Origin of the sequence: Arthrobacter sp. SIMBA_036, assembly GCF_046535135.1 — a bacterium.
Classification (GTDB): domain Bacteria; phylum Actinomycetota; class Actinomycetes; order Actinomycetales; family Micrococcaceae; genus Arthrobacter.
Genome location: NZ_JAWRXG010000010.1, coordinates 177500 through 202422 on the forward strand (window position 1 = coordinate 177500; position 24923 = coordinate 202422).

Below are 24923 nucleotides of genomic sequence, written 5' to 3' on the forward strand. Positions count from 1 at the left end.
GTTTTTTCTCTTTCAAACTGACGGAACGGCTATGCGGTCAGGCCACTGCGGATACGGCCCCGGTACGCGTACCAACCCGCCACCAGCAGTGGCGCAAGGACCAGCAGCGACGCCAGCACCCAACGGCCGGTTTCGGAAAAGCCCATGGTGACCAGCACGAAGGCCAGGAACCCGAGGGTCAAGTATGACGTGAAAGGGGCACCGAAGAGCCGGAACGCGGGCCTGGTGGCTTTGCCGGTCTTGACCCAGGACTGCAGTTTGATGTGGCACAACATGATGGTGGCCCAGCCGCCGATGATGCCCACAGCCGAGATCTCAAGCACGATCTCGAAGACCTGTGAGGGAACTATGGCGTTCAGACCCACGCCCACCAAGGTGATTGCCGCGGTCAGGAGGATTCCGCCGTAAGGGACTCCTGACGCGCTGATCCTGGCGGTGAAGCGGGGAGCCGAGCCATTGAGCGCCATGGAGCGCAGAATCCGGCCCGTTGAGTAAAGCCCTGCGTTGAGGCTGGAGAGCGCGGCGGTCAAGACCACGAAGTTCATCACCGACGCCGAGACGGCCCCGGCCTGCGGGTCGCCGAGGTGGGAGAAGAAGGTCACGAACGGTGATTCGCCTGCCTTGTACATCGTGAAAGGCAGCAAAAGGGACAGCAACAGAACAGAGCCAACGTAGAAGATGCCGATCCGAAGCACCACGGTGTTGACGGCCTTGGGCATGACCTTGTGGGGGTTGGCTGTTTCGCCCGCGGCAGTGCCCACGAGCTCAACCGCGGCGTAGGCGAACACGACGCCGCTGATCGCCAGGAGCGGCGCCACGGCTCCGGTGGGGAACACTCCGCCGTTTTCAGCGATGATGTTCAGCCCCGGAATGCCGACGTCGGTCCTGCCGCCAAAGACGATAAAGCAGACGCCCACCACTAGGAACGCCACCAATGCGCCCACCTTGATGAGGGCGAACCAAAATTCCATCTCGCCGAAGATTTTGACCGAAACGAGGTTAAGGGACAGCACCACCACCAAGGCAACGAGCGCCACGAGCCACTGCGGCACATCGTTGAGGGGCGCCCAAAAGTGGCCCCAGAACTTCACATACAGGGCGACGGCGGTGACGTCCACAATGGAGGTCATGGCCCAGTTCAGGAAGTACAGCCAACCGGCCGTGTACGCCATCTTCTCGCCGTAAAACTCACGGGCGTACGAAACGAAAGAGCCCGACGTCGGACGGTACAGCACCAGCTCGCCCAAGGCCCTCAGGATCAGGAAAGCGAAAAACCCGCAGACCGCATAGGCCAGGACCAGGGCCGGTCCGGAAGCGTGGAGCCGGCCGCCTGCGCCCATGAAAAGGCCGGTTCCAATAGCGCCTCCGATGGCGATCATCTGGATTTGCCGGGGCTTGAGCGTCTTTCGGTAGCCGACTTCCTCCAAGGAAAAATCGTGCGCGGCGGAAGGTTTAGTGGCGGTGGCCAACGCGCCGTGAAGGCTCGGCGCGGCTTTCTCTGTTGAAGCTGGACTGGGTATCACTGGGGGTCTCCTTTGACTCCGGCGCCACCGGTCAGGTGGCTCAATACTCCGCAACGCGTGGCCGGACTGAAGGACGCGGGCACCATGGCTTGGGCGCGTCCCAGGGCAGTCTTCGTGGCGTTTGGGGACAGTCACCAACTCTAGGGCGAGACGGTCCTCGGGAAACTGGCTGGCGAACCAAATTCACGGCCCGGCTCTTGTGCTGGGAGGACAACACTGCTGAGCTGAAGTGCCGGTAATGTTGCTGGCTGTGCGCGTTCATGCGCATGCACCGGCAGGTATTTTTCAATGGCGAAAAATGCCCTGGGCCGGTGAAAATGCGGTGAAGTCAATGCGACGAACTTAATAAGGAGAGGAAGCGTCAGCTTCGTTGAAAGCCCTGGAACCCGACGACGACGATGTCGTCACCCTGCTAAGCGATGTACTGGAAGACCTGGGAGTGGACAACGCCAGGCTGTTGCTGGCACCCAACCCGGACAACGGGATCGTCCGTGATGCGATCATCGTGGATGCCGAAGATGAAGACGGGGTTCAGCCCGGAACCCTGGTGATGCTCATAGGCGCCCGCGGTCGGGCGGCGCTGCCTGCTATCCGCCGGATCATGACCTACCGGCCCGCGGCCATTGCCGTCAAAGGCAACGAACGCGAACTGGAAGCCACGGCCCAGCTGCTGGAACCAGCCGGGATCGGACTCATCGCGGTAGCTCCGGGCCTGCGCTGGGACAACTTCAAGCGCATCGTCATGGACCGAATCCACGAGAACGATGTTCCGGGGGACAGCCCCACGTCGGTCCACCGGGACCTGTTCGCGATTGCGCAGACCACCGCTACCCTGACCAACGGGCACGTGGTGATCGAGGACCCCGGCAACCAAGTACTGGCCTATTCGCCTGCCTCCAATGATGTGGACGAGTTACGCCGCCTCTCCATCCTGGCCAGGCGCGGACCGGAGCGGTACCAGAAGCTGCTCAAGGAATCCGGGGTCTACAAACACCTTCAAGCCACCGAAGCGCCCGTCCATGTTGAAGCCAACCCGGAAGCGGGACTCCGGGAACGGGTAGCCATCGGTATCCATGCCGGTAGCCGTGTCATGGGCTACATCTGGTTGCAGGAGGGCGCCGAGCCCCTCGCACCGAACACCGACAGGCTGATGGTCGGGGCCGCCCGCCATGCCGCCGTCGAACTGGTACGGCACCGCAACGAGCAGTCCCAGTCGATGCGCGAGGACCGCGTGTCCAGCCTGCTCAGCGGCACCGCACAGGTCCATTCCCAAGCCCAGTCCGCAGGCATCGACCCATCAAAACCGGCGGCACTGGTGCTGATCTCCGCAGGAGGTCTGGACCAGAGCCCAGCGGGTCTTCAGCTTCGCAGGGGCGAGCTCTCCAACCTCGCCTCCATCCATGCGGCCGGATACCGTCCCGGCGCAGTGGTGGGAGCTTTGGGCCTTGAGACGGCCATCATCCTCCCGGACCTGGACCCGGCAAAGTCGCTGCCTGCCATCAACCGGCTGGTCAACACGATTGTCCGTGATGCCACCACCCACCTGCACTTCCACGTCCAGGCAGCCGTTGGCCCGATTGTTCCCCGCTTGGATGCATTGTCCGCCACGCTGGACCACGTCCGGAATGTCCTCAAGGTGCTCGAGGCCACGCCGTCGATCAGGGTTGCGTCCTACAGCGACGTTGAAACCACGGTGCTGACCAATGAGCTCCTGGAGTTGCTCGGGTCACGGACAACCCTCCGGCATGAAGGGATCACCAAGCTCTGCAGCCTCTACCCGGAGTTCGCGTTGACGCTGCTGACCTACCTGGAGTTTTTTGGCGACGTCAACCGGTGTGCCGAGGAACTGGCCATCCACCGCAACACCGTCCACTACAGGCTCCGCCGCGCCTGCGAAGTGGCTGGGTTGGATCTGCAGTCCGCGGACCAACGACTACTCGCCCACCTCCAGATCAGGCTCTGGACCTACGCAGGCACAAAGGGCTGACACCATGGACATTCAAAACCTCCTCGACGACATTGTGGGGGCCGTGCAGCCCCATGTCGGCCAAGGAAACGTGGCCGACTACATCCCGCAACTGGCCGCGGTTGATCCCCACCAGTTCGGCATTTCCGTAGCCACCCGGGACGGCGAAGTTTTCTCCGCGGGGGATGCCCACGTGGAGTTCTCCATCCAGAGCATCTCCAAGGTCTTCGCGCTCGCCTTGGTGTTGGCGTTCGACGGCGACGGCATCTGGAAGCGCGTCTTCCGGGAACCGTCCGGTAATCCGTTCAATTCCTTGATCCAACTGGAGAGCGAAAACGGCATTCCGCGGAACCCCTTCATCAACGCTGGCGCCATCGTGGTTTCGGACAGGCTCCTGAGCGTCACCGGGAGTGCTGCGATGGCTGTTCGGGACCTCCTGCGGCGGGAGACAGGAAACGCCACGCTTGAAGCGGATCAGCGGGTGGCAGGCTCCGAACTGGCCAACAGCCACCGCAATGCCTCACTGGCACACTTCCTGGCCAGTTGCGGCAATTTGGAGAACCCGGTGGACCTCGTCCTTGAGTCCTACGTCAACCAATGTGCCTTGGCGATGACCTGCGAAGACCTGGCGCTCGCAACCCGGTTCCTGGCAGCCAACGGCGTCGGCGCTGAAGGCACCCGGCTGCTGTCGCCCGCGCAGACCAAACGGATCAACGCCGTGATGCTTACCTGCGGAACCTATGACGCCGCAGGGGAGTTCGCGTACCGGGTGGGACTTCCGGGCAAGAGTGGCGTGGGCGGTGGGATCGTGGCTGTGGTCCCCAACAAGTGCGCCATCAGTGTGTGGAGTCCAGGGCTGGGGAGGTCCGGCAACTCTGTGGCCGGTGTCGCTGCTTTGGACGAGTTCACCACCCGCACGGGCTGGTCTGTGTTCTAGGCCCTGTGTTTTAGGCCCTGTGTTCCAGGCCCGCACTCTATGTGACGCAGCATTACCCAGCGTTACCGGGTGTTTCCGGGCCTTTGAAGCATGTTACGGAGCCGCCCTACAGTTTTTTCATGGCAATACAGGACATTTACCCCACGGCGCTGCGGCTTCTGGGCAGGCCGGTGCTGGTGGTTGGCGGCGGTCCCGTCGCGGAGCGCCGGGCCAAAGGACTGCTCGACGCCGGTGCAGTAGTCACCGTGGTCGCTCCGGTTGCCACCGATAACCTTCGCGGGCTATCCGACGCCGGCCTGCTCACCTGGGAGCGCCGCGAGTACCGCACGGAGGACCTCGACGGCGTCTGGTTCGTCCAGACCGCCACCGGCACTTCCGCCGTGGACACCCAAGTGGCTGCCGACGCCGAGGCGCAGCGGTTGTGGTGCGTCAACGCCTCCGACCATGAAGCCTCAGCGGCGTGGACGCCCGCGGTCGCCGTCGTCGACGATGTCAAAATCGCCATCAACGCCGGCGGAGATCCGCGCCGCGCCATGGCCCTCCGCAACGCCGTGGCAACGGCCCTCGAAACGGGGGACCTGCCGCTGAGGCGCCACCGCACGCCGGACGCTTCCGGAACCACAGGATCGGTCGCACTCGTCGGCGGGGGTCCGGGCGACTCCGGGCTCATCACGGTCCGCGGCCGGCGCTTGCTGGGCCAGGCCGACGTCGTGGTTGCCGATCGTCTTGGCCCGCGCGAGTTGCTCAACGAACTCGCCCCTGACGTCCGCGTCATTGAGGTGGGTAAAACTCCTGGACACCACCCCGTGCCTCAACTGGAGATCAACCGCATCCTCGTGGACGAAGCCTTGCAGGGCAAACGGGTGGTCCGCCTCAAAGGCGGGGACCCGTATGTCTTGGGGCGCGGCGGGGAGGAAGCGGAGTTCTGCCGCCAGAACGGCGTCGAGGTTGAAGTTGTGCCCGGCGTGACGTCGGCAATCTCGGTTCCCGCTGCCGCCGGCATTCCAGTGACGCACCGCGGGTTGGCCAAAGGCTTCAGCGTGGTGACCGGCCATGAGGAGCTGTCCGAAGTCCCCGCCCGGCCCGATCACACTGTGGTGTTGCTCATGGGGGTGGCTCAATTGCGTGATTCTGCGGCTTCCTTGGCTGGCTCGGGTCTGCCTTTGGACACTCCAGTAGGTATCGTTGAGAACGGGTATTTGCCGAATCAGCGCGTCACTATCGGTACGCTGGGGAGCATCGCGGATCAGGCCGAAGCCATCGGTGTGGCCAATCCAGCGGTCATCGTGATCGGCGACGTCGTCCGTGTCAGCCCCTTTGCGCCGCAGCATTTCAAGACCGCTGATTACAGCACCATCACCCCTAATCGTCCCCGCGTCCGCACTAACTGAACAGAAGAAGGAACACAGCCGTGTCAATTAGCACTCCCGTAGGTTCTGCGGACCGTCCGCTTCGCGTCGCCGTCATCGGCTCCGGCCCGGCCGGTGTGTACGCCGCGGACATCCTGACCAAGAGCGAGGCCGTCAAGAGCGGCGAACTCAATGTCAGCATCGACCTTTTTGACCGCTACCCGGCACCCTACGGCCTCATCCGCTACGGCGTGGCACCGGATCACCCCCGCATCAAGGGCATCGTGAACGCGCTGCACAAGGTGCTGGACCGCGGCGACATCCGCTTCTTCGGCAACGTCGACTACGGCACGGACATCTCCATCGAGGACCTCCGTAAGCACTACGACGCCGTCATCTTCGCCACCGGCGCCATCAAGGACGCGGACCTGAATATCCCGGGTATCGAGCTTGAGGGTTCCTTCGGCGGCGCGGACTTTGTTTCCTGGTACGACGGCCACCCTGATGTCTCCCGCGAATGGCCCTTGGATGCCAAGGAAATCGCGGTTCTTGGTAACGGCAACGTGGCGCTGGACGTAGCCCGCGTCCTTTCCAAGCACGCAGACGACCTCCTGGTCACCGAAATCCCGGACAACGTCTACGCCGGCCTGAAGAACTCCCCGGTCACCGACGTTCACGTCTTTGGCCGCCGCGGGCCGGCCCAGGTCAAGTTCACTCCGTTGGAACTGCGCGAGCTCTCGCACTCCAAGGACGTTGACATCATTCTGTACGCCGAAGACTTCGAATTCGACGAAGAGTCGGACCGCCAGATCCAGACCAACAACCAGACCAAGACCATGGTTGGCACGCTCACTAACTGGATCGCCGAGCAGCCCGAGGACCTCTCCGAGCTCACGGCTTCCCGCCGCCTGCACCTGCACTTCCTGCACAGCCCGGTTGAAATTGTCGATTCCCCGGAGACCCCGGGGAAGGTGGCAGGCATCAAGTTTGAGCGCACCGAGTTGGACGGAACCGGCAATGCCCGTGGCACGGGCGAGTTCATCGATTACCCCGTCCAGGCCGTCTACCGCGCCATCGGCTACTTCGGCTCGGCCCTGCCGGACGTGGAGTTCGACCACAAGAAGGGCGTTGTTACCAACGACGGCGGCCGTATCCTCGACGCCGACGGAAACCACGTCCCCGGGCTCTACGCCACTGGGTGGATCAAGCGTGGTCCGGTGGGCCTCATCGGGCACACCAAGGGCGATGCCCTCGAAACAGTCACGTACCTTCTGGAGGACCGGGAGAACCTGCCGACTGCGGAAGTTCCCGCGGCAGACGCCGTCGTGGATCTTCTTGACGCGCGCGGCGTGAAGTTCACCAGTTGGGAAGGCTGGCTTGCGCTGGACGCCCATGAACTCGCACTCGGCGCAGCGGCCACGGAGGCCGGCGGATCCCACGGTGTTGAGGTTAAGCGGGAACGCATCAAGGTTGTGCCGCGCGAGGACATGGTCACCATCTCCCGTGACGGAGTAGCCGCGGAGGTCTAAATCCCTGCCTGAATTCCGCTGTAACCGTTGCCCGACCACATCTGTGGTCGGGCGATGGCGTTAAGGTCGGGCGACGGCGTTAAAGCGGCCCGCACGTGCCACGGCGCTGCGAACGGTTAGAGAACGTTGTGTCCTTGGTCCACGCTGTAGTCCAGGTTCTTATAGACGCTGCGGACGGCGGCCTCGGGGTCACGGGCTTCCAGAGCTTCAATCAGCTCGTCATGTCCCGCCCGGGGGAGGCCGTTGAAACCGTCTTCGCGCTGGCTGCGCAGCAGGTCGTTGTGGAAGACCCCGCCAAATGATGCGTACAGCTGATGCAGCAGGGGGTTCCCGGAGGCTGAGGCAACCCGTTCGTGGAAATCCCAATCGGCCCGGGCCCACGCCGGGTAGTCTCCCTTTTCCCACGCATCGCGCCGGAGGGCCAGGAACCTGCGCATCTCAGCAAGGTCTTCTGCGGTGGCATGCTTGGTGGCAAGCCGCGCGGCTTGGGTGTCAAGGCCGAGGCGCACTTCCACCACGTGTTCTTGCGTGTGCTCTGCGTACATCCGTTGCGCTGCGCCGGACATTTCGCTGTTGGAACGGACATACGTGCCATCGCCGCGCCGGACCTCGAGCATCCCCGAGTGGGCCAGGGCCTTAATGGCCTCCCGAAGGGTTCCGCGCGACACACCCAGGGTCGCCATCAGCTCGGGCTCCGCCGGGATCCGCTCCTGGAGCGGCCACTGACCTGTTGTGATCATGTCCCGGAGTTTGGCGGTGATCTCCTCGGCCAGCGCCGGCCGATGTGAAGGTGTCAGGGTCATGCTGTCCTCGGTCCCGTTTTGGTGGCGGTGCGCTTGCTCGTAAGCAGGTGGCCGGTAATCATGAGCGCCACAGCAACGATGGAAAGCAACGCCAAGGGCAAGACCCAACTGCCAGTGACACTGTGGAGCAAGCCCATGCCGAAGGGGCCAATTGCGGCGATCAAGTACCCCACGGATTGGGCGACGGTGGAGAGTGCGGTGGTTTCCGCCGTCGACCGGCCGCTGCGGCTGATGATCACCAGGACCAGGGGGAAGATGCCCAGACCGAAGCCAAAGAGTACGGCCGGAATGACGGCCAAGGACGTAGGCAGCCAGATCGTGGCACCGATGGCCACAAGCGTGGCGCTGCTCGCGAGGTAGAGCGTGGGCCGAAGCATGCCGCGCCGGGAACCGAGCGCGAGGAGGATCATGCCGGCGGCCACGGAGACCAACTGCATAATGCCGAACTGCAGCCCGCTGTCGGAGGCGCTGAGGCCTTCGGAGGTCAGGATGTAGGCGAACCAGCTCATGACGGCGTAGGCAAGGAACGCTTGCAGCGTGAAGATGGCAGTGATCAGCAGGCCGAGGCGTGTGCGCAGCAGCGGCCACATGGAAACGCGTGCGGCGTCGGCCTTGCTCGCGTGGCGGTGCGAGTGAAGGACAACGGGGAAGAAACCAAGGAGCGCTGCGACGCCGAGGACACCCCATGCAGCCAAGCCCAGGGACGGCGTACCGAGTTGCTGCGCCAAGGGAACGCTGACCGCCGCGGCGAACGTTGCGCCGCCGGACATGGCGAACGTGTAGAGCCCTGTCATCATGGAGGTTCGCTCCGCGTAGTGCTCCCGGATGAAGGACGGCATGGCGACGTTGCACACAGCCAGACCGGACATTCCGAGCACGGTGCCGCCCAACAAAGCGGCAGTTGCCGGGACGCCGCGCACCAACAGGCCGCCGGCGAGCAACACCAGGGCAATAAAGATCGCCTTTTCGACTCCAACCCGGCGGGTCAACCATGCTGTTCCCATCCCGGCCACCGCAAAGCAGAGCAACGGAATGGAGGGCAAGATCGATGCCACCAACGCCCCGTAGCCCAGGTTCTGCTGCAAGTCGTGGAACAGTGCCGCCGCGCTTGTGATGCCGGCACGTAGGTTCAGGCCGATCAACACCACGGCAATGATGCCCACGACGACGACGAAGCGCGGCTTGGGTGCCACGCCCTGCTTGCCGCCCGAAACGGGAGTCAGGGAGGGGCTTTCGGTGTTGGGGGTACGGGGAGTCGACACAGCCATAGCTAAAGGTTAGACGTTTGACGTCTAATGTTCGTGGTTCTGTGGTGGATCTCTCGCCGTCCCCGCAGCCCTACGGGGCTACCGCGGCTGCCGCGAACCCAATCTCTGCACCGCCAGGGCAAGCCAGAGCTGCACCCGATCCTGGGTCTGGGAGGGGTCGTAACCGGTCAGCTCGGTGATCTGCGCCAAGCGGTATCTGACTGTGTTGCGGTGCAGCGTCAAGGCATCGGCGACGGCGGCGACCGAACCGTTGTTGTTGAGATAGCTTTCCAGTGTGGTTACCAGTTCCGCTCCGTGCGCGGCGTCGAATTTCCGCAGCGGAGTGAGCGACTCGCTGGCCATGTCGGCCAGCGGAACGTCCTCACTGGCCAGCAACAACGAGGTCAGGCTCAGCCGCTCCGGTTCGTTGACCGGCAAGCCGTGCGCCACGGCGTCGCGCGCTTCAAAGTAGCTCCAGCGCAAGCCATTTGGCTTGGTGTACGCCCCGCCGATGCCGATGACCGCATGTATTCCGGCCTCTTGAAGGTGATCGCTGAGCCCCTTGGCCAAGGCAGTCGCCGAGCTTCCATCGTCCGGGATAACCGTCACCAAGTCTTTCCCGACGACGGCGCTGACGCCCGCGTCCAGCGCTTGGGGGAGGGAAATGCTGATCAGTTGTTTGGTGTGCGCGGAGGACTCAGCGACCAGTACCACGTTCTTTCGGGTGCTGTTGATTCCCACCCCCGCCAAGCGCCGGGCAGCTTCGATCGTCTCCAGGGTGCCATGAATGACGTCGTCCAAAACCTGGCCGGCCATGGCGCGCTGGGCCTGGCGTTGCTTGACCATGTTGTTCAGCTCCACGCTGATGAGGTTTTGCGCATAACTGACTATTCCGGAGTCCACGAAGGGCTGGCGCAACCAGAGCGTGCAGGCGTCCCTCCGGCCTGTGGGGATGGGGTAGGAGGCCCAGCCGTCCGCCGTCGGAGCCGGCTTGCCGGCCACGCTGTTGTAGAGCTGTGCGCTGAACTGGGTGAGCACAACATCGGTCCGCAGCATGCTTCCGAGCTGCTTGAGGAGTTCGTTGAGGCCACCGCCGGTCAGAAGCGAGCGGGCCAGGATCTGGTGCCCGGCGAGGAGCCGCTCCAGGTTGGAGTAGTGATCGGCTGAGTGGGATTCGGCCACCAGCTTGCCGATGGCAATGAACGGGGTCTCATACGGCACCTCCACCAAGGGCAGGCCCCAACGGTTTGCCTCCGCGATGAGGGCGTCCGGGACGGACTCGTGCGTCAAGCCAATGCCGAAGCCGATGCCGACGGCCCCCGCGCGTTGGGCCTGCCGGACGAACCGACGCTGATCGGCAGCGCTCTTGAGGCGCAACCCAGTGGTGAGGACCAATTCCCCACCGCTCAGGAAGCGCTGCGGATCTTCCAACTCAGTCACTGCTACCCAGCTGATGTCCTGGTCCCAGGTGGTCTCCGCGCTCCCTGCTCGGCGGAGTTTCAGGGACGGGACAGCGACGAGCGAAGCGAGGGACATTGCCATGGTGAAAGGATAACCCGGCGTTGGTCAAGCGCACTAAGGCGAACGCGGGGGAGTGTGCAGCTGACTATTCCTTGGACCCCTCGCCTGGCATAGGCTCTGATCAGCTAAATCCAGTCTCCAGGCTCCGAAAGAGGGTTGCACACCGTGGTTCAAACCTTGCAAAACTTCATCAACGGCGAATTTGTCACGCCGACGGGCACGAATCTCATGGACATCGTGAACCCGGCCACCGGGGAAACCGTTGCCAAGTCGCCCATTTCGGTGCAGGCCGACGTCGACGCTGCCATGTCCGCGGCCAAGGAAGCCTTCAAGACGTGGAAGAAAGTGACCCCAGGGCAGCGCCAGCTGATGCTCCTTAAGCTCGCCGACGCCGTCGAGGCCAACAGCGAGGAACTGGTCGAAGCCCAGCACCGCAACACCGGCCAGGTCCGCTCCCTCATCGCATCCGAGGAAGTTGCTGCGGGCGCTGACCAGCTCCGCTTCTTCGCCGGTGCCGCGCGCATCATGGAAGGTAAGTCGGCCGGCGAATACTTCGAGGGCCACACCTCCTACGTGCGCCGCGAACCGATCGGCGTGGTGGCACAGGTTGCACCCTGGAACTACCCGTTCCTCATGGCCATCTGGAAGATCGGCCCTGCTTTGGCCGCGGGAAACACCGTGGTCCTGAAGCCGTCCGACACCACTCCCGAATCCACGTTGGTGCTGGCCCGCCTCGCCGGTGAGATCTTCCCCGCCGGTGTCCTGAACGTTGTCCTCGGTACGGGTGAAACCGGCGCCATGATGGTGGACCACAAAGTCCCCGGCCTGGTATCCATCACCGGGTCCGTGCGCGCAGGCATCGCCGTCGCCACTGGTGCTGCCAAGGGCCTCAAGCGTGCCCACCTTGAATTGGGCGGCAAGGCGCCGGCCATCGTGTTCAAGGATGCAGACATCAAGAAGAGCGCGGCAGCCATCGCCGAGTTTGCCTTCTTCAACGCCGGCCAGGACTGCACCGCCATCACCCGTGTGCTGATCCAGGACGAAATCCACGATGACATGGTGGCGGCCATGGTGGAGCACACCAAGACCCTGCAGACCGGCTCGCAGAATGACGAAGACAACTACTTCGGCCCGCTCAACAACATCAACCACTTCAACGCGGTGACGTCCGTGGTGGAAAACCTTCCGGAAAACTGCAAGATCGAGACCGGCGGACACCGCGCAGGCGAGAAGGGCTTCTTCTTCGAGCCCACCATCGTCTCAGGCGCCAAGCAGACCGATGACATCGTCCAGATGGAAACCTTTGGCCCGGTCATCACCGTCCAGAAGTTCAGCACCGAGGCCGAAGCACTGGAGATGGCAAACGACGTCGAGTACGCCCTTGCATCCAGTGTGTGGACCGCCGACCACGGCACCGCCATGCGCATGAGCCGCGATCTGGACTTCGGTGCGGTCTGGATCAACACCCACATCCTGCTGACGGCTGAGATGCCGCACGGCGGCTTCAAACAGTCCGGCTACGGCAAGGACCTCTCCATGTACGGCGTTGAGGACTACACGCGCATCAAGCACGTGATGTCTGCGCTCGATGCATAACGCGATTGCATAACGCAGCCGCGTAACCGTACGAAATTCCCAGAAAGGCAACCTCATGACTACTACCGCGAACGAACTCTCGTACCGCATCGAGCAGAAGCGCAACATCAACGGCGCTTTCCCCGGGCCCAAGTCGCAGGCACTGGCCGAGCGCCGCTCCGCCGTCGTTGCGGCCGGCGTCGCCTCCGGCGTCCCCGTCTACGTTGAAGACGCCGACGGCGGCATCATCCGCGACGTCGACGGCAACTCCTTCATCGACCTCGGTTCCGGCATCGCCGTGACCAGCGTCGGCGCGTCCGATCCCGCCGTCGTCGCCGCTGTCCAGGAAGCCGCCGCGCACTTCACGCACACTTGCTTCATGGTGACTCCGTACGAGGGCTACGTCGCCGTCGCCGAGCAGCTCAACCGCCTCACCCCGGGCGACCACGCCAAGCGCACTGTGCTGTTCAACTCCGGTGCCGAAGCTGTTGAGAACGCCGTCAAGGTGGCACGCTTGGCCACCGGCCGCGACGCCGTCGTAGCTTTCGACCACGCCTACCACGGCCGCACCAACCTGACCATGGCGCTGACCGCCAAGGCCATGCCGTACAAGACCAACTTCGGCCCGTTCGCGCCCGAGGTCTACCGCATGCCCATGAGCTACCCGTTCCGTGAAGAGAACCCGGAAATCACCGGTGCCGAGGCCGCCAAGCGCGCCATCACCATGATCGAGAAGCAGATCGGTGGCGACCAGGTAGCCGCGATCATCATCGAACCGATCCAGGGCGAGGGCGGATTCATCGTCCCGGCCGAAGGCTTCCTCCCGGCACTGGCCGCTTGGGCCAAGGAAAAGGGCATCGTCTTCATTGCTGACGAAGTCCAGTCCGGCTTCTGCCGCACCGGCGAATGGTTTGCCGTTGACCACGAAGGTGTTGTCCCGGACATCATCACCATGGCCAAGGGCATCGCCGGCGGCCTCCCGCTGTCCGCGATCACCGGCCGCGCAGACCTGCTCGACGCCGTTCACCCGGGCGGCCTGGGCGGCACCTACGGTGGCAACCCGGTTGCTTGTGCTGCAGCCATCGCCGCAATTGGCACCATGGAACAGCATGACCTCAACGGCCGTGCACGCCACATCGAAGAGCTGGCCCTGGGCAAGCTCCGCGAACTGGCCTCTGAAGTTTCGGCGGTTGGCGATGTCCGCGGCCGTGGCGCCATGCTGGCCATCGAACTCGTCCAGCCCGGCTCCAAGGAACCGAACGCCGAGCTCACCAAGGCAGTAGCCGCCGCGTGTCTCAAGGAAGGCGTCATCATCCTGACCTGTGGCACCTACGGCAACGTGATCCGCTTGCTCCCGCCGCTGGTGATCAGCGACGAGCTGCTCATCGACGGCCTCGAAGTTCTCGCTGCGGCCATCAAGGCCAACGCGTAAGCTGCACCACCCAAGAGGAGGGCCGGGGATTCCCCGGCCCTCCTCTTTTTAACCCGGTCTAAACCGGGCCCGATTCACACGGGGCCCGATTCAAACCGGGCGCAGCCTAGGCGCGGGCCTGTTTCTTGAGTACCGAGTTTTTCCGGGTCATCCGAAGCATGTCGATGGTCAGCAGGACCAAGGCCAGCCACACCACGCCAAAGCCGGTCCAGCGTGCCGGCGTCATGGTTTCGTTGAACACCGTCAGCGCCACAATGAACTGAAGGATCGGTGCAAAATACTGGAGCAACCCGATGGTGGTCATCGGGAGCCGCCTGGCAGAGGCGCCGAAGAACAACAGAGGCACTGCGGTGATGACGCCCGATGCCAGGAGCAGCCAGAAGTGTCCCGGGCCCATCGTTGTGAGCGTCGAGGCACCGGAGCTTCCCAGAACCACCATGGTGACCGCCGCGAAGGGCGCGAGAACCACGGTCTCCACCGACAAGCTGGTCAGTGCGTCCACCTTTGGACCGACGCGCTTTTTGACGAAGCCATACAAGCCGAAGCTGAAAGCAAGCACCAAGGCAATCCACGGCAACTGCCCATAAGAAAAGGTCAGGACGCCCACGGCCAGGAATCCGATCCCGACGGCGGCCCACTGCAAGGGCCGCAGCTTCTCCTTCAGGACGAAGACGCCGAGCAGCACGGACACCAGCGGGTTGATGAAATAGCCCAAGGACGTTTCAACGGCGTGCCCGGTAGTGACTCCGAAGGTATATGTCAGCCAGTTGATGGCAATCAGCACGGCGGCCACTGCAAGGGGGCCAAACACGGAGCGGTCCCGGAGCGCGTTACCCAAAGCCTTCCAGGCCCGCGTGACGGTGATCAGAAGTGCGCAGAAAATCAGCGACCAAACAATGCGGTTGGCCACGATCTCAAGGGCCCCGGCGGGCTGAAGGATGAAGAAATAGAGGGGAAGGAGTCCCCACAGGCCGTACGCGCCGATGCCGAACAGGATCCCCGCCCTCGACTCGCTACGCACGGGCTTACCGGTTGTACCGGCACCGCTGGCTTTGCCCCCCGTACCCGGGCGGGCACCCGGCGTCGTGGGTTGCGTGGTGGAAGGTGGGCTGGAAGCTATCTGATCCGGTGTAGACACACTGTCGGCAACAGAGCCGGACCGCGCAATATTCCGCAATGTAACAGGGCTGTTGATGAAATTTGGTGACTCTTGCCATATAAGCGGCCCGGTGCGGAGCAGACCCCTAGAATTGGAGTCTGCACGCCCCTACGGCGGCGTGGCTCACTGCTTCGGAAGGGCTAACGGTGTCCAACTCAACCGATAACACTCCCCAACGGCCGCTTCGCGTCGCGATCATCGGTGCGGGCCCCGCCGGTGTCTATGCGGCGGACATCTTGACCAAGTCCGCGGAGGTCAAAGAAGGCCGCGTGGAGGTCAGCATCGACCTCTTCGAGGCTTATCCCGCACCGTATGGCTTGATCCGGTATGGTGTTGCGCCTGACCATCCGCGCATCAAGGGCATCGTCAACGCACTGCACAAAGTGCTGGACCGCGGCGATATCAGGTTCCTGGGCAATGTCACATATGGCCGGGACCTCACCCTCCATGACTTCCGTTCTTTCTATGACGCAGTGATCTTCTCCACCGGTGCCATCAAGGACGCAGACCTGAAGATTCCCGGCGTCGAGCTTGATGGATCTTTTGGTGGAGCGGATTTTGTGTCGTGGTACGACGGCCATCCGGACGTTCCCCGGGATTGGCCACTGGATGCCAAGGAAGTTGCGGTCATCGGCAACGGCAACGTGGCCTTGGACGTAGCCCGCATGCTGGTCAAGCATCCTGAAGAGTTGCTTGTCACGGAGATTCCGGACAACGTCTACGCCGGGCTCAAGAAGTCCCCGGTCACCGACGTCCACGTCTTTGGCCGTCGAGGTCCCGCGCAGGTTAAGTTCACGCCTTTGGAGCTGCGCGAGCTTTCGCACTGCAAGGACGTGGACATCGTGTTGTACCCGGAGGACTTCGAGTTCGACGACGCCTCCGACGAAGCGATACGCACCAACAACCAGATCAAGACCATGGTCAACACCATGACCAACTGGCTTGTGGAGGAGCACACGGAGTCAGAGCAGCCGTCCTCCCGCCGCCTGCACCTGCACTTCCTGCACAGCCCCGCTGAAATCGTGGACTCGCCGGAGACACCGGGAAAGGTGGCGGGCATCAAGTTCGAGCGCATGCAGTTGGATGGCACCGGAAACGTCAAGGGCACGGGGGAGTTCATCGAATATCCGGTCCAGTCCGTGTACCGTGCCATTGGCTACCATGGTTCGCCGCTGGAAGAGCTTGAGTACGATACCCGCCGTGGCGTCATACCGAACGACGGCGGACGCGTCCTGGATGCCGACGGAAACCACATGCCCGGCATCTATGCCACTGGCTGGATCAAACGCGGGCCCGTGGGCCTGATCGGGCATACCAAGGGTGATGCCTTGGAGACTGTTGGGTTTCTGTTGGAAGACCGGCTGAACCTGCCACCCGCCCAGAACCCCGACCCCCAGGCGATCATCGATCTTTTGGATGATCGCGGGATCGAGTACACCACCTGGGAGGGCTGGAACCGGCTCGATGCCCACGAAACCGCCTTGGGTGCTTCCTGGTCGGCTTCGGATGAAAACCCGGACGGCGTGGTTCGTGAGCGCATCAAGGTTGTTCCACGTGAGGACATGATCAGAATTTCGCGTGGCTGACAATCTCCCTGTAACGAACTAGACTCCTCGGTACTGTGCCGCGCACCACCTGCGCGGCGCACTACGGGAGTTCCATGAAGAATTCAGTCCATCCTGCAGTTGCCGGTAGCGATGCCGGGAAGCTGTTGCAAAAGCGTGCCTTGGCCGGGCACGAACACTTGGACATTCTGCGGTCCGACTCCGCGACCGAGATCTCCGGCCTGCGCCGATTGGTCCGCGAATCCTGGCAGCGTTCGGCCAGCCTGAAGGCCAATCCAGACCTCGCCGAAGCACCCCTCGCCATGGACAGAGATGAGCTGGAGCAGTACCGCCAGGACCATCCGTTGGCTGCCATCATGCCGGTCATCAGGAAACTCCTGGTCCAGCCCAGCCATGACAGCGGCCTTTTGGTGGCGGTGGGCGACGACGTTGGCCGGCTCCTATGGGTGGACGGTGACCCGGTGATGCAGCGGCGCGCAGAAGGGATGATGTTCGTCGCCGGCTCCGACTGGTCAGAGGCATCCGTTGGGACCAGCGCGCCCGGTACGGCCCTTGCCCTGGACCGCAGCATCCAGATCGCCGGCGCGGAACACTTCAAGAGGTCTGCCCATGCCTGGAGCTGCACCGCCGTGCCCTTCCATGACCCCGATTCCGGAGCGGTGCTAGGTGTTGTGGACATCACCGGTACCGACATCGCCGTGGCACCACACACGGTCTCCTTAGTGGAGGCAACTGTTGCTGCAGCCCAAGCGCAGCTTCGAATCGAACGCCTGCAGCGTGCCGCGGCTGTTCGGGACAGGCCGCGTCGCCGCAGCGCGCTGCCGACTCCGAACCAGGCCTTGTATCGGAACAGCCTCCAGTTGCTCGGACGGGACCAAGCCCTGCTCAGCATTGCGGGCCGGACTGTTTCCCTGTCGGCACGGCACAGCGAGCTCCTGGCCATCCTTTCCAGCCACCCTGACGGTCTCAGCGCAGAGGACTTGTGCGCCGAGCTCTATCCGGGTGGCGGATCCCCGGCAACACTTCGCGCCGAGATGGTACGTCTGCGCAAGGTCCTCCAAGAGCTCAGCCCGGATGCCGTTCCCGAGTCACGGCCTTACCGGCTGCCCGTCGAGTTGCTTCCTGACTCCGGGCAAGTGCTGAACTGCCTCCAGCGCGGCGCGCACCGCATCGCCTTGGAGATCTACAAAGGTGCTGTCCTGCCGCGTTCGGAGGCGCCCGGCGTCGTGCACTTGCGCGAGCGCCTCTCCCACGTGCTGCGTGAAGCGCTGCTCAGTGACGGCAGCGTCGATTCGCTCCTCAAGTACGCTGAACTGCCTGAGGCGAAGTACGACGTCGACCTCCGCCTGGCCCTCCTCAGGCTGCTGCCGCCGCGCTCGCCACGCCGCGCCGCCGTCGTCATTGACCTCGAACGCATCGACGGTGAGCTGGCTCACAAGGTTGCAACGTAGCTGCAACGTAGCGGCTCCTAGGCTCGGATCAACGGCGACAGCCACCGTGATTCGCAGCAAAGGAGCTAGCAATGACCGTTTACGCCCAGCCAGGTGCCGAGGGTTCGAAGGTTACCTTCAAGGACCGGTACGAGAACTGGATTGGCGGCGAGTGGGTTGCCCCGGTCAAGGGCGCCTACTTTGAGAACATCAGTCCGGTGACAGGCAAGGCTTTCTGCGAGGTTGCCCGCGGAACGTCCGAGGACATCGAACTGGCCCTGGACGCCGCCCACAAAGTTGCGCCTTCTTGGGGGAAGACCTCGGCCACCGAACGCGCGGCCATTCTCAACAAGATTGCCGACCGTATCGACGAGAATGTGGAGATGCTCGCCGTTGCGGAAACGTGGGACAACGGCAAGCCCATCCGCGAAACGCTCAATGCCGACATCCCCTTGGCCGCCGACCACTTCCGCTACTTCGCCGCAGCCGTTCGTGCCCAGGAAGGCCACCTTTCCCAGCTCGACGAGGACACCACTGCGTACCACTTCAAGGAACCGTTGGGCGTGGTGGGCCAGATCATTCCGTGGAACTTTCCCATCCTCATGGCTGTGTGGAAGCTGGCTCCCGCGTTGGCAGCCGGCAACGCCGTGGTGCTCAAGCCAGCCGAGCAGACGCCATCGTCCATCCTGGTCCTGATGGAACTGATCAGCGACCTTCTGCCTGCGGGCGTGGTGAACGTCGTCAATGGCTTCGGGGTTGAAGCCGGAAAGCCGTTGGCTTCCAGCCCGCGCATCCGCAAGATCGCTTTCACGGGCGAGACCACCACAGGCCGTCTCATCAGCCAATATGCATCCAACAACCTCATTCCCGTCACCTTGGAACTGGGCGGTAAGAGCCCCAACATCTTCTTCGACGACGTCGCGGCCCGGGACGATGCCTTCTACGACAAAGCCCAGGAAGGTTTCACGCTCTTCGCCTTCAACCAGGGTGAGGTGTGCACCTGCCCCTCCCGCGCGCTCGTCCAGGAGGGAATCTACGATTCCTTCATGGCCGACGTCATCGCCCGCACGCAGAAGATCATCCAAGGCAACCCGCTGGACACTGATACGCAGGTGGGTGCCCAGGCGTCCAACGATCAACTCGAGAAGATCCTCTCCTACATCGACATCGGAAAGCAGGAAGGCGCCAAGGTCCTCACAGGCGGCGGGCGGGCCGAACTCTCCGGTGAACTTGCCGGTGGCTACTACGTCCAGCCCACCATCTTCGAAGGCCACAACCGGATGCGCATCTTCCAGGAAGAGATTTTTGGTCCCGTGGTGTCCGTTACTAAATTCAGCGACTACAACGACGCCATCGGTATCGCCAACGACACCCTATACGGGCTTGGCGCAGGTGTTTGGTCGCGTGACGGAAACGTCGCTTACCGGGCCGGACGGGAAATCCAGGCCGGCCGCGTGTGGATCAACAACTACCACGCCTACCCGGCCGGTGCTGCCTTCGGCGGATACAAATCCTCGGGCATCGGCCGTGAAAACCACGCCATGATGCTGGACCACTACCAGCAGACCAAGAACCTCCTGGTCAGCTACAACGAGAACAAGCTCGGCTTCTTCTAGGAGTCGGTCACCAGGGAAGGTTCACGATGAACAACCCCAGCTTGGACGCTGCGGTGACGTTACCCGGGGAGGATTTCTCCCGGGTGGCGCTCACCGCGGCGGCCGTGGAGCTCCTGCGTAAACTGTGGCTCCAGCATGGTCCGCTGATGTTCCATCAGTCCGGGGGCTGTTGCGACGGCTCGTCCCCGATGTGCTTTCCCGCCGGGGAATTCCTGACCGGGGACTCCGATGTCCTCCTCGGAAGGTTCGACGTCGGATCGGTTCAGGAACCGCAGCCGCTGGAATTCTGGATGTCCAAGGAACAATTCGCCTATTGGTCGCACACCCACCTCACCGTGGACGTGGTCCCTGGCAGGGGAAGCGGGTTTTCGGTGGAAGCCCCCGAGGGCAAACGGTTCCTCATCAGGTCTACCCTGATGGATTGGAATGTCCCGGGGATGTGACGAGGGGCCGTGACGTGCAACCGTGAATCGCCTATTGGGTATCGGCTATCCGGGCGTCTCAGTATCTGGAATAACTGGGGCCGTCCATTGGCCGGACACTATTCTTGATGAGTCCATTACCAGCCTCCTCCAGAATGTGGCACCTTCATGAACATTTTCAGGACCAAGTCGATCGAGCAATCGATCGCCGACGCCGATGAGCCCGGGCGTAAGCTCAAGCGCAGCCTCAGTACCTGGGACTTGATGATTATGGGCGTGGCCGTTGCGGTTGGCGCCGGGATCTTCTCCGTTGGGGCCAAAGCCGCAGCGAACTTTGCCGGTCCGGCCGTCACGATCTCCTTTGCCATCGCTGCTGTTACGTGTGCCCTGGCCATCATGTGTTACGCGGAATTCGCCACGGCGATCCCGGTGGCCGGCTCGGCGTACGTGTTCACCTACGCGACCATGGGTGAGGTGCTCGCGTGGATCATTGGCTGGAACCTCATCCTGGAACTGTTTACCGCCGCGGCAGTGATCGCCAAATATTGGGGGATCTACCTCAGCAAGGTTTTTGCCTTGATGGGTGTTGACGTTCCGCCAGCGCTGAACATCGGCGGCGTCGACCTCTACTGGGGTGCGTTCCTCATCGTCGCAATCTTTACCGTCTTGCTGGTCCTGGGGACTAAGTTGTCCGCACGCGTGGGCAATGTCTTCACGATCATCAAGATCGCCGTGGTGCTCTTTGTGATCATCGTGGGTTTCAGCTACGTCAAGTTCTCCAACTTCACGCCCTTCGTTCCCGCCTCCCAGCCGACCGCCGGAGCTGGTGCAGGCGACGTGATGAAGCAGTCCTTCTTTGGTTTCCTCACTGGTGCGGTCCCGGCCCAATACGGAACCTTAGGCATCTTTGCTGGTGCTGCGCTGGTGTTCTTCGCGTTCATCGGCTTCGACGTCGTGGCCACTTCCGCCGAGGAAGTCAAGAATCCGCAGAAGACCTTGCCGCGAGGGATCTTCAGCGGCTTGGCTGTGGTCACCCTGCTCTACATTCTGGTCTCACTTGCCCTCACCGGCATGGTTTCCTACGCCCAGCTGGCCCAGGAAAAGAACCCCACCCTGACTACGGCATTCGAGGCCGTAGGTAACACCGATGCGGCCAAGGTCATCGCTTTTGGTTCGTTGATCGGCCTGACCACGGTGATCATGGTGCTTCTCATGGGCCTCTCACGTGTTGTCCTGGCAATGAGCCGGGACGGATTGTTGCCCCGCGCCCTTTCGAAGACCAGCGCCAAACGATCCACCCCCGCACGCTTGCAGATCATTTGCGGCGGTGCCGTTGCCTTGGTGGCCGGGCTGACGAACGTGGATCTGTTGGAAGAAATGATCAACATCGGGACACTGTCTGCGTTCGTGATGGTCAGCCTTGGCATCCTTGTCCTCCGCAAAAAGCGTCCCGACCTCAAGCCCGCGTTCAGGGTTCCCTTGGGTAAGGTGCTCCCTTGGGTTTCTGCGGTCCTGTGCGTGTACCTGATGACCAACCTCGCCGTAGAGACGTGGATCTTCTTCGCTATCTGGTTGGTCATTGGCATCGTCATCTACTTCTCCTACGGACAACGCCATTCGCGGCTCAATGAGAAGTTCGCCTCTGCGAAGGCCGCCGTCAACACCCCTGCGGGCGAGGACGAAACACACCGCGGAACGTCGGAAGGCAGCTATACCAAGGTCTGACATCGGCAGGGCTGTCTTGTCAGACAGCTGACTGGTATGTGCCCCATGGAGCGCCCGGAGAGAATGGTTCCGGGCGCTCTTGTGTCGGTGCTGCCACGTGGCCGTGGCGGGTCCCGATCTTCAAGGTTGGTAGAAGCGCGGTCCTCCCGGGAACCCCGCAATGATGTCTTCGGCAACACTCTGAAGTTTTTGGTGGTTACTCCGGGATCTCCCGAGGAGTACCGACCGGGCCTCGGCGCGAGTGCAATTGTTTCGGGACATGATCATCCGGCTGGCGAGTTCGATAGGTGCCCGCCGGGCCAAGGCGGCGTACAGGTCCTCGTCATTCCCGCCAGAGGTCGGCATGCGAAGGGTGAGGCGTAGTGCTGGGCCCGCGCTCTCGGCAAACCCGGTTGCGTCCCTGATAGCCTGCCCTGTGAAGACCCCTGTCCTGTCGGCGAAGAAGTGCAGAGCTGCGGACGCGTCTTTCCCAACACCCAAGGGAACGATTAAGACGTTCCGAATGTGGGCGGAGGCAAGGCTTTTGGCGTAGTCCGGCCAACGCTGGTCCAGGCTCGTGTCGGCAATAACGATGAGGCGGGACGTTTCCGTGGCTTCCAGGGCGGGCCCGTTACCCCACACGTATGCCAGCCCTCCCTGCCAGAGTGCGTCGTTGCTGCTTCCGACAATACTTACAGGACCCCCGGGCCGCCACAGAATCAGGGCGCACTGTACTGGCGCGCCTGTGGCTCGGCTCATCAGTGTGGCCGCATAGCGTGTCATTCCGTCAAGGAAGCTTCTGACGTCCTCGCTGCCGGCTATGAGCTGGCGAAGACGTTGCTGGTCCTCTTCGCGATCACCCACATTTCCATCATAGGAGCAGACGCTCAAGGATCGAAGGGCTCCCTGTAAGGAAGGGACCCCTGCAAGGCAGGGACGCCTGTAAAGGTTTGCGCTGCTCGGAAGCACGCGGGACGGGCCGCCTTCCGGAGCCCGGGTTTCATGAGGGGTTTTCGCTTGATGAATTTTGCTCTTGGTGCGTCTCGGGAGGTTTACCGCTGTAGGGCGCCATCCGCCGCGGTGGGAGCTCTTTGATGAGTTCATTGACCGCGTGGGAGATGAGGTCACGTTCGTGGGCGGGCAGCTCTAATGATCCGTTGAGGTAGGCGTCGATTTCGTACTCGCCGGCTTCTCCAGTGAAGCTGAAGTACCGCATCCAGACAGCGTTGAGCCGGAGACCGGCTTCTTCCATAGCCCGGCGCGTTGCTGGTGCTTGTCCGTTTGGTTCATCGAACGACTCCACAGGTTCTCCTACTGGTTGGTCATTCCGTTGACGATCTCCCGGGCTATCTCGTGCAAGGGCTTGTCTCCGCCTTTGGAGGCGGAGAGCATGACGGTCAGGGTTTCCCTGGCCGTGAGCTTCATCCGTTCCATGAGCACACCCTGAGCCCGCGAGATCAAGTCGCGGTTGGACAAGGCTTCTACCAGTTGTGAGCTCATCCGCTCCGTGGCTTCCCTGTCCCGGGCGTTGCCGAGCATCACAGCCGCGGGGGTGGCGAGCCGTTCGATGAGGAATACCGAGTGATCATCGAAGGCGTTGGGAGCCGACGAGTAGACCTTGATCGCACCAATGCGCCTTCCTTCGGTTGTCAGCGGGGCGCTGAGCACGGACCGCAGCGGAAGACCGGTGATCCGGGCCGTCCACTCCGGCCAGCGGGTCTCCCTCGTGATGTCCTGGATGAGGATAGGGCGTTGCTCTGCCCAGGCGCTCAGGCATGGGCCTATCCCGAGCATGTACTGAAGCTTGTCGGCCTGTAGTACTACCGGGTCCGTTGCGCCTGCGCTTTCACGGCGTCCGCGGGCGTTGATGATTGACGCGCCAGCACCTGTTGCGCTGGGGTACCGAGTCCTTGAGGACGTACGCGAGGGATTGCACGGCTTTAGCGGCGTTCTCCTCCGTGAGGGAACCACCTGCTGCTGGTCCTGCCAAGGCAGTAAGTTCACTTGCCAGTGGAAGGAAATCGTTCATTGCTTTCTCGCCTCTATAGTGCCAAGGACTGCCCTGGCTGCCGCGGAACCTGATGACCTGACGTGCTGCAGCCACCCGAAGCGGCCCTCGTGTGTGCCTGTTCTACCCAAAAATAGAAAAGACAAACATCCACGACAGCCCGCGCGATTGCTGCGCCCGAGTTGATTTCGGTCAACCGTCCGCAGAGTCACGCAGAGCATGCGCCTACAGGTCCCACTTACGATCCTAGTCCTGGCCCGCACCGATGGATCCTCCATCACCGAGCAATCGCACATCGCTGACACATTGGGATCAGAATCACGGTCTTAGAACCGCCACGATCTTTAGACCCACAGTCTTTCTGACCCACAGTCTTGCTGGCTGTCCGTCACGGTGCGGCATGAACGCTGACCCATTGCACCAGGGGCTTGAGCGCTTCCCAACGAGCGGCGACGTGTTCCACCGCAGCGTCCGTCGAGACCCAGGCAGGCTCTCCCAGATGCTCTCGGGCAGATAGCGTCTTATGTTTGAGCAGCTCACCCCGGGGGTGGTCTTTGTCGAAACCGCGGGGAACGGTTTTGAGTTTTTCGCCCTCGACGGTAAACCCGGCGGAGGTCACGGAGTCCATGATGCGCTCCAACTCCAAGCCGCTGTCCGGAGCGTCAACTGCAGCCCTGAAGCGCGCCAGTTGGGCTGGTGTGTGGGAATGGTATCCGCCGCCCACCAACAGACCGTCAGCGCTGACTTGGAGGTAATAGCCCACGCCCTCCTGGATCGCAGCGAAAGCTCCCTGGGCCGTCTTGTACGGAGACTTGTCCTGCGAGAACCTGACGTCCCTATTGGGACGGAAAATTTTGGCTGGCCCGAACTCCGGCTCCAACTCCGCAAGAAGAGCTGCCAGCGGACCCCGCACGCAGTCGTCGTACGTCTTTTTGTGTTCCAACCACCACTCGCGGTTGTTGTTCTCTTCAAGCTCGGCGTAGAAGCGGAATGCAGCGGTGGGGATGCCCTCGAATGTGCTCATGAGAAGATCCTATGGATCGGGGCCGAGCGACAACCATAGGCCGCTAAGGCTATGTGGAAAAAGAAAAGGGACACCCCGCCACGGAGATCCGTGACGGGGTGTCCCAAGAAGCC

At 62.6% G+C, this 24923-nt stretch carries 21 protein-coding genes; 11 read left to right on the forward strand and 10 right to left on the reverse strand.

Annotation, left to right across the window (positions count from 1 at the left end; all coding sequences use genetic code 11):
* Positions 1 to 29 precede the first annotated feature (29 nt).
* On the reverse strand, positions 30 to 1523 hold the full coding sequence (locus SB659_RS14845; RefSeq protein WP_410550901.1) for an amino acid permease: 1494 nt from the start codon (positions 1521 to 1523) through the stop codon (positions 30 to 32).
* A 370-nt stretch (positions 1524 to 1893) separates the two neighbouring features.
* Here SB659_RS14845 and SB659_RS14850 point away from each other — a divergent pair, with 370 nt between their 5' ends.
* From SB659_RS14850 to SB659_RS14865, 4 genes are all read left to right on the forward strand, one after another.
* Positions 1894 to 3510: a PucR family transcriptional regulator gene (locus tag SB659_RS14850; RefSeq protein WP_284980234.1), complete on the forward strand. Its 1617-nt coding sequence runs from the start codon at positions 1894 to 1896 to the stop codon at positions 3508 to 3510.
* Between the two features lie 4 nt (positions 3511 to 3514).
* Positions 3515 to 4426 carry a glutaminase gene (locus SB659_RS14855; RefSeq protein ID WP_284975441.1) on the forward strand — a complete coding sequence of 304 codons (912 nt, stop codon included), beginning with the start codon at positions 3515 to 3517 and terminating at the stop codon, positions 4424 to 4426.
* Positions 4427 to 4545: 119 nt separating this feature from the next.
* A complete protein-coding gene (gene cobA, locus SB659_RS14860; protein WP_284980235.1) occupies positions 4546 to 5817 on the forward strand; it encodes a uroporphyrinogen-III C-methyltransferase in 1272 nt (423 codons plus the stop codon).
* 20 nt (positions 5818 to 5837) lie between these two features.
* Positions 5838 to 7304: an FAD-dependent oxidoreductase gene (locus tag SB659_RS14865; protein ID WP_284980236.1), complete on the forward strand. Its 1467-nt coding sequence runs from the start codon at positions 5838 to 5840 to the stop codon at positions 7302 to 7304.
* A gap of 116 nt (positions 7305 to 7420) precedes the next feature.
* Here SB659_RS14865 and SB659_RS14870 read toward each other — a convergent pair whose 3' ends face one another.
* The 3 genes from SB659_RS14870 to SB659_RS14880 form a co-directional block, all read right to left on the reverse strand.
* Positions 7421 to 8107: a FadR/GntR family transcriptional regulator gene (locus SB659_RS14870; protein ID WP_284980237.1), complete on the reverse strand. Its 687-nt coding sequence runs from the start codon at positions 8105 to 8107 to the stop codon at positions 7421 to 7423.
* Positions 8104 to 9375 carry an MFS transporter gene (locus SB659_RS14875; RefSeq protein WP_410550902.1) on the reverse strand — a complete coding sequence of 424 codons (1272 nt, stop codon included), beginning with the start codon at positions 9373 to 9375 and terminating at the stop codon, positions 8104 to 8106. Before SB659_RS14875 ends, SB659_RS14870 begins: the two co-directional genes overlap by 4 nt.
* 78 nt (positions 9376 to 9453) lie before the next feature.
* Positions 9454 to 10896 carry a PucR family transcriptional regulator gene (locus SB659_RS14880; protein WP_284980239.1) on the reverse strand — a complete coding sequence of 481 codons (1443 nt, stop codon included), beginning with the start codon at positions 10894 to 10896 and terminating at the stop codon, positions 9454 to 9456.
* 144 nt (positions 10897 to 11040) lie between these two features.
* Between SB659_RS14880 and SB659_RS14885 the strand changes: the two genes are divergently transcribed.
* Both SB659_RS14885 and gabT read left to right on the forward strand, forming a co-directional pair.
* Positions 11041 to 12471 (forward strand): gamma-aminobutyraldehyde dehydrogenase, encoded by a 1431-nt coding sequence (locus tag SB659_RS14885; protein ID WP_410550903.1) that lies wholly within the window; start codon positions 11041 to 11043, stop codon positions 12469 to 12471.
* Positions 12472 to 12526: 55 nt separating this feature from the next.
* Positions 12527 to 13882 (forward strand): 4-aminobutyrate--2-oxoglutarate transaminase, encoded by a 1356-nt coding sequence (gabT, locus tag SB659_RS14890; RefSeq protein WP_284980240.1) that lies wholly within the window; start codon positions 12527 to 12529, stop codon positions 13880 to 13882.
* A gap of 106 nt (positions 13883 to 13988) precedes the next feature.
* Here gabT and rarD read toward each other — a convergent pair whose 3' ends face one another.
* The gene (rarD, locus tag SB659_RS14895; protein ID WP_410550904.1) at positions 13989 to 15059 is read right to left on the reverse strand and encodes an EamA family transporter RarD; all 1071 of its coding nucleotides are present in this window, start codon (positions 15057 to 15059) and stop codon (positions 13989 to 13991) included.
* Between the two features lie 128 nt (positions 15060 to 15187).
* Here rarD and SB659_RS14900 point away from each other — a divergent pair, with 128 nt between their 5' ends.
* The 5 genes from SB659_RS14900 to SB659_RS14920 all read left to right on the forward strand — a co-directional run bounded on the left by SB659_RS14900 (position 15188) and on the right by SB659_RS14920 (position 21799).
* Positions 15188 to 16627, forward strand: coding sequence for an FAD-dependent oxidoreductase (locus SB659_RS14900; RefSeq protein WP_284980242.1), 1440 nt, complete (start codon positions 15188 to 15190; stop codon positions 16625 to 16627).
* Between the two features lie 74 nt (positions 16628 to 16701).
* Positions 16702 to 18057 (forward strand): transcriptional regulator, encoded by a 1356-nt coding sequence (locus SB659_RS14905; protein WP_410550905.1) that lies wholly within the window; start codon positions 16702 to 16704, stop codon positions 18055 to 18057.
* A 71-nt stretch (positions 18058 to 18128) separates the two neighbouring features.
* The gene (locus tag SB659_RS14910; protein ID WP_410550906.1) at positions 18129 to 19652 is read left to right on the forward strand and encodes an aldehyde dehydrogenase family protein; all 1524 of its coding nucleotides are present in this window, start codon (positions 18129 to 18131) and stop codon (positions 19650 to 19652) included.
* Positions 19653 to 19678: 26 nt separating this feature from the next.
* The gene (locus SB659_RS14915) at positions 19679 to 20095 is read left to right on the forward strand and encodes a DUF779 domain-containing protein (RefSeq protein ID WP_410550907.1); all 417 of its coding nucleotides are present in this window, start codon (positions 19679 to 19681) and stop codon (positions 20093 to 20095) included.
* A 147-nt stretch (positions 20096 to 20242) separates the two neighbouring features.
* Positions 20243 to 21799: an amino acid permease gene (locus SB659_RS14920; RefSeq protein WP_410550908.1), complete on the forward strand. Its 1557-nt coding sequence runs from the start codon at positions 20243 to 20245 to the stop codon at positions 21797 to 21799.
* A gap of 120 nt (positions 21800 to 21919) precedes the next feature.
* On the opposite strand, the gene SB659_RS14925 is transcribed toward SB659_RS14920, so the two are convergent.
* The 5 genes from SB659_RS14925 to SB659_RS14945 form a co-directional block, all read right to left on the reverse strand.
* Complete coding sequence (locus SB659_RS14925; RefSeq protein ID WP_410550909.1) at positions 21920 to 22642, reverse strand: ANTAR domain-containing protein; 723 nt, start codon at positions 22640 to 22642, stop codon at positions 21920 to 21922.
* Between the two features lie 136 nt (positions 22643 to 22778).
* Positions 22779 to 23081 (reverse strand): hypothetical protein, encoded by a 303-nt coding sequence (locus SB659_RS14930; RefSeq protein WP_284980248.1) that lies wholly within the window; start codon positions 23079 to 23081, stop codon positions 22779 to 22781.
* Between the two features lie 8 nt (positions 23082 to 23089).
* Positions 23090 to 23650 (reverse strand): GAF and ANTAR domain-containing protein, encoded by a 561-nt coding sequence (locus tag SB659_RS14935; protein WP_410550923.1) that lies wholly within the window; start codon positions 23648 to 23650, stop codon positions 23090 to 23092.
* Positions 23625 to 23807, reverse strand: coding sequence for a hypothetical protein (locus SB659_RS14940; RefSeq protein WP_284980312.1), 183 nt, complete (start codon positions 23805 to 23807; stop codon positions 23625 to 23627). The genes SB659_RS14935 and SB659_RS14940 overlap by 26 nt, the downstream gene beginning before the upstream one ends.
* A 367-nt stretch (positions 23808 to 24174) precedes the next feature.
* Positions 24175 to 24810, reverse strand: coding sequence for a DUF2461 domain-containing protein (locus SB659_RS14945; RefSeq protein ID WP_284980249.1), 636 nt, complete (start codon positions 24808 to 24810; stop codon positions 24175 to 24177).
* Positions 24811 to 24923: the final 113 nt, after the last annotated feature.

What these genes read in the sequence shown, in the direction of transcription:
- SB659_RS14920 (WP_410550908.1), top strand. Translation starts at nt 20,243, where the DNA reads ATGAACATTTTCAGGACCAAGTCGATCGAGCAATCGATCGCCGACGCC.
- SB659_RS14855 (WP_284975441.1), top strand. Translation starts at nt 3,515, where the DNA reads ATGGACATTCAAAACCTCCTCGACGACATTGTGGGGGCCGTGCAGCCC.
- SB659_RS14940 (WP_284980312.1), bottom strand. Translation starts at nt 23,807, where the DNA reads ATGAACGATTTCCTTCCACTGGCAAGTGAACTTACTGCCTTGGCAGGA.
- SB659_RS14905 (WP_410550905.1), top strand. Translation starts at nt 16,702, where the DNA reads ATGAAGAATTCAGTCCATCCTGCAGTTGCCGGTAGCGATGCCGGGAAG.
- cobA (WP_284980235.1), top strand. Translation starts at nt 4,546, where the DNA reads ATGGCAATACAGGACATTTACCCCACGGCGCTGCGGCTTCTGGGCAGG.
- SB659_RS14875 (WP_410550902.1), bottom strand. Translation starts at nt 9,375, where the DNA reads ATGGCTGTGTCGACTCCCCGTACCCCCAACACCGAAAGCCCCTCCCTG.
- SB659_RS14910 (WP_410550906.1), top strand. Translation starts at nt 18,129, where the DNA reads ATGACCGTTTACGCCCAGCCAGGTGCCGAGGGTTCGAAGGTTACCTTC.
- gabT (WP_284980240.1), top strand. Translation starts at nt 12,527, where the DNA reads ATGACTACTACCGCGAACGAACTCTCGTACCGCATCGAGCAGAAGCGC.
- SB659_RS14945 (WP_284980249.1), bottom strand. Translation starts at nt 24,810, where the DNA reads ATGAGCACATTCGAGGGCATCCCCACCGCTGCATTCCGCTTCTACGCC.
- SB659_RS14915 (WP_410550907.1), top strand. Translation starts at nt 19,679, where the DNA reads ATGAACAACCCCAGCTTGGACGCTGCGGTGACGTTACCCGGGGAGGAT.
- SB659_RS14870 (WP_284980237.1), bottom strand. Translation starts at nt 8,107, where the DNA reads ATGACCCTGACACCTTCACATCGGCCGGCGCTGGCCGAGGAGATCACC.
- SB659_RS14880 (WP_284980239.1), bottom strand. Translation starts at nt 10,896, where the DNA reads ATGGCAATGTCCCTCGCTTCGCTCGTCGCTGTCCCGTCCCTGAAACTC.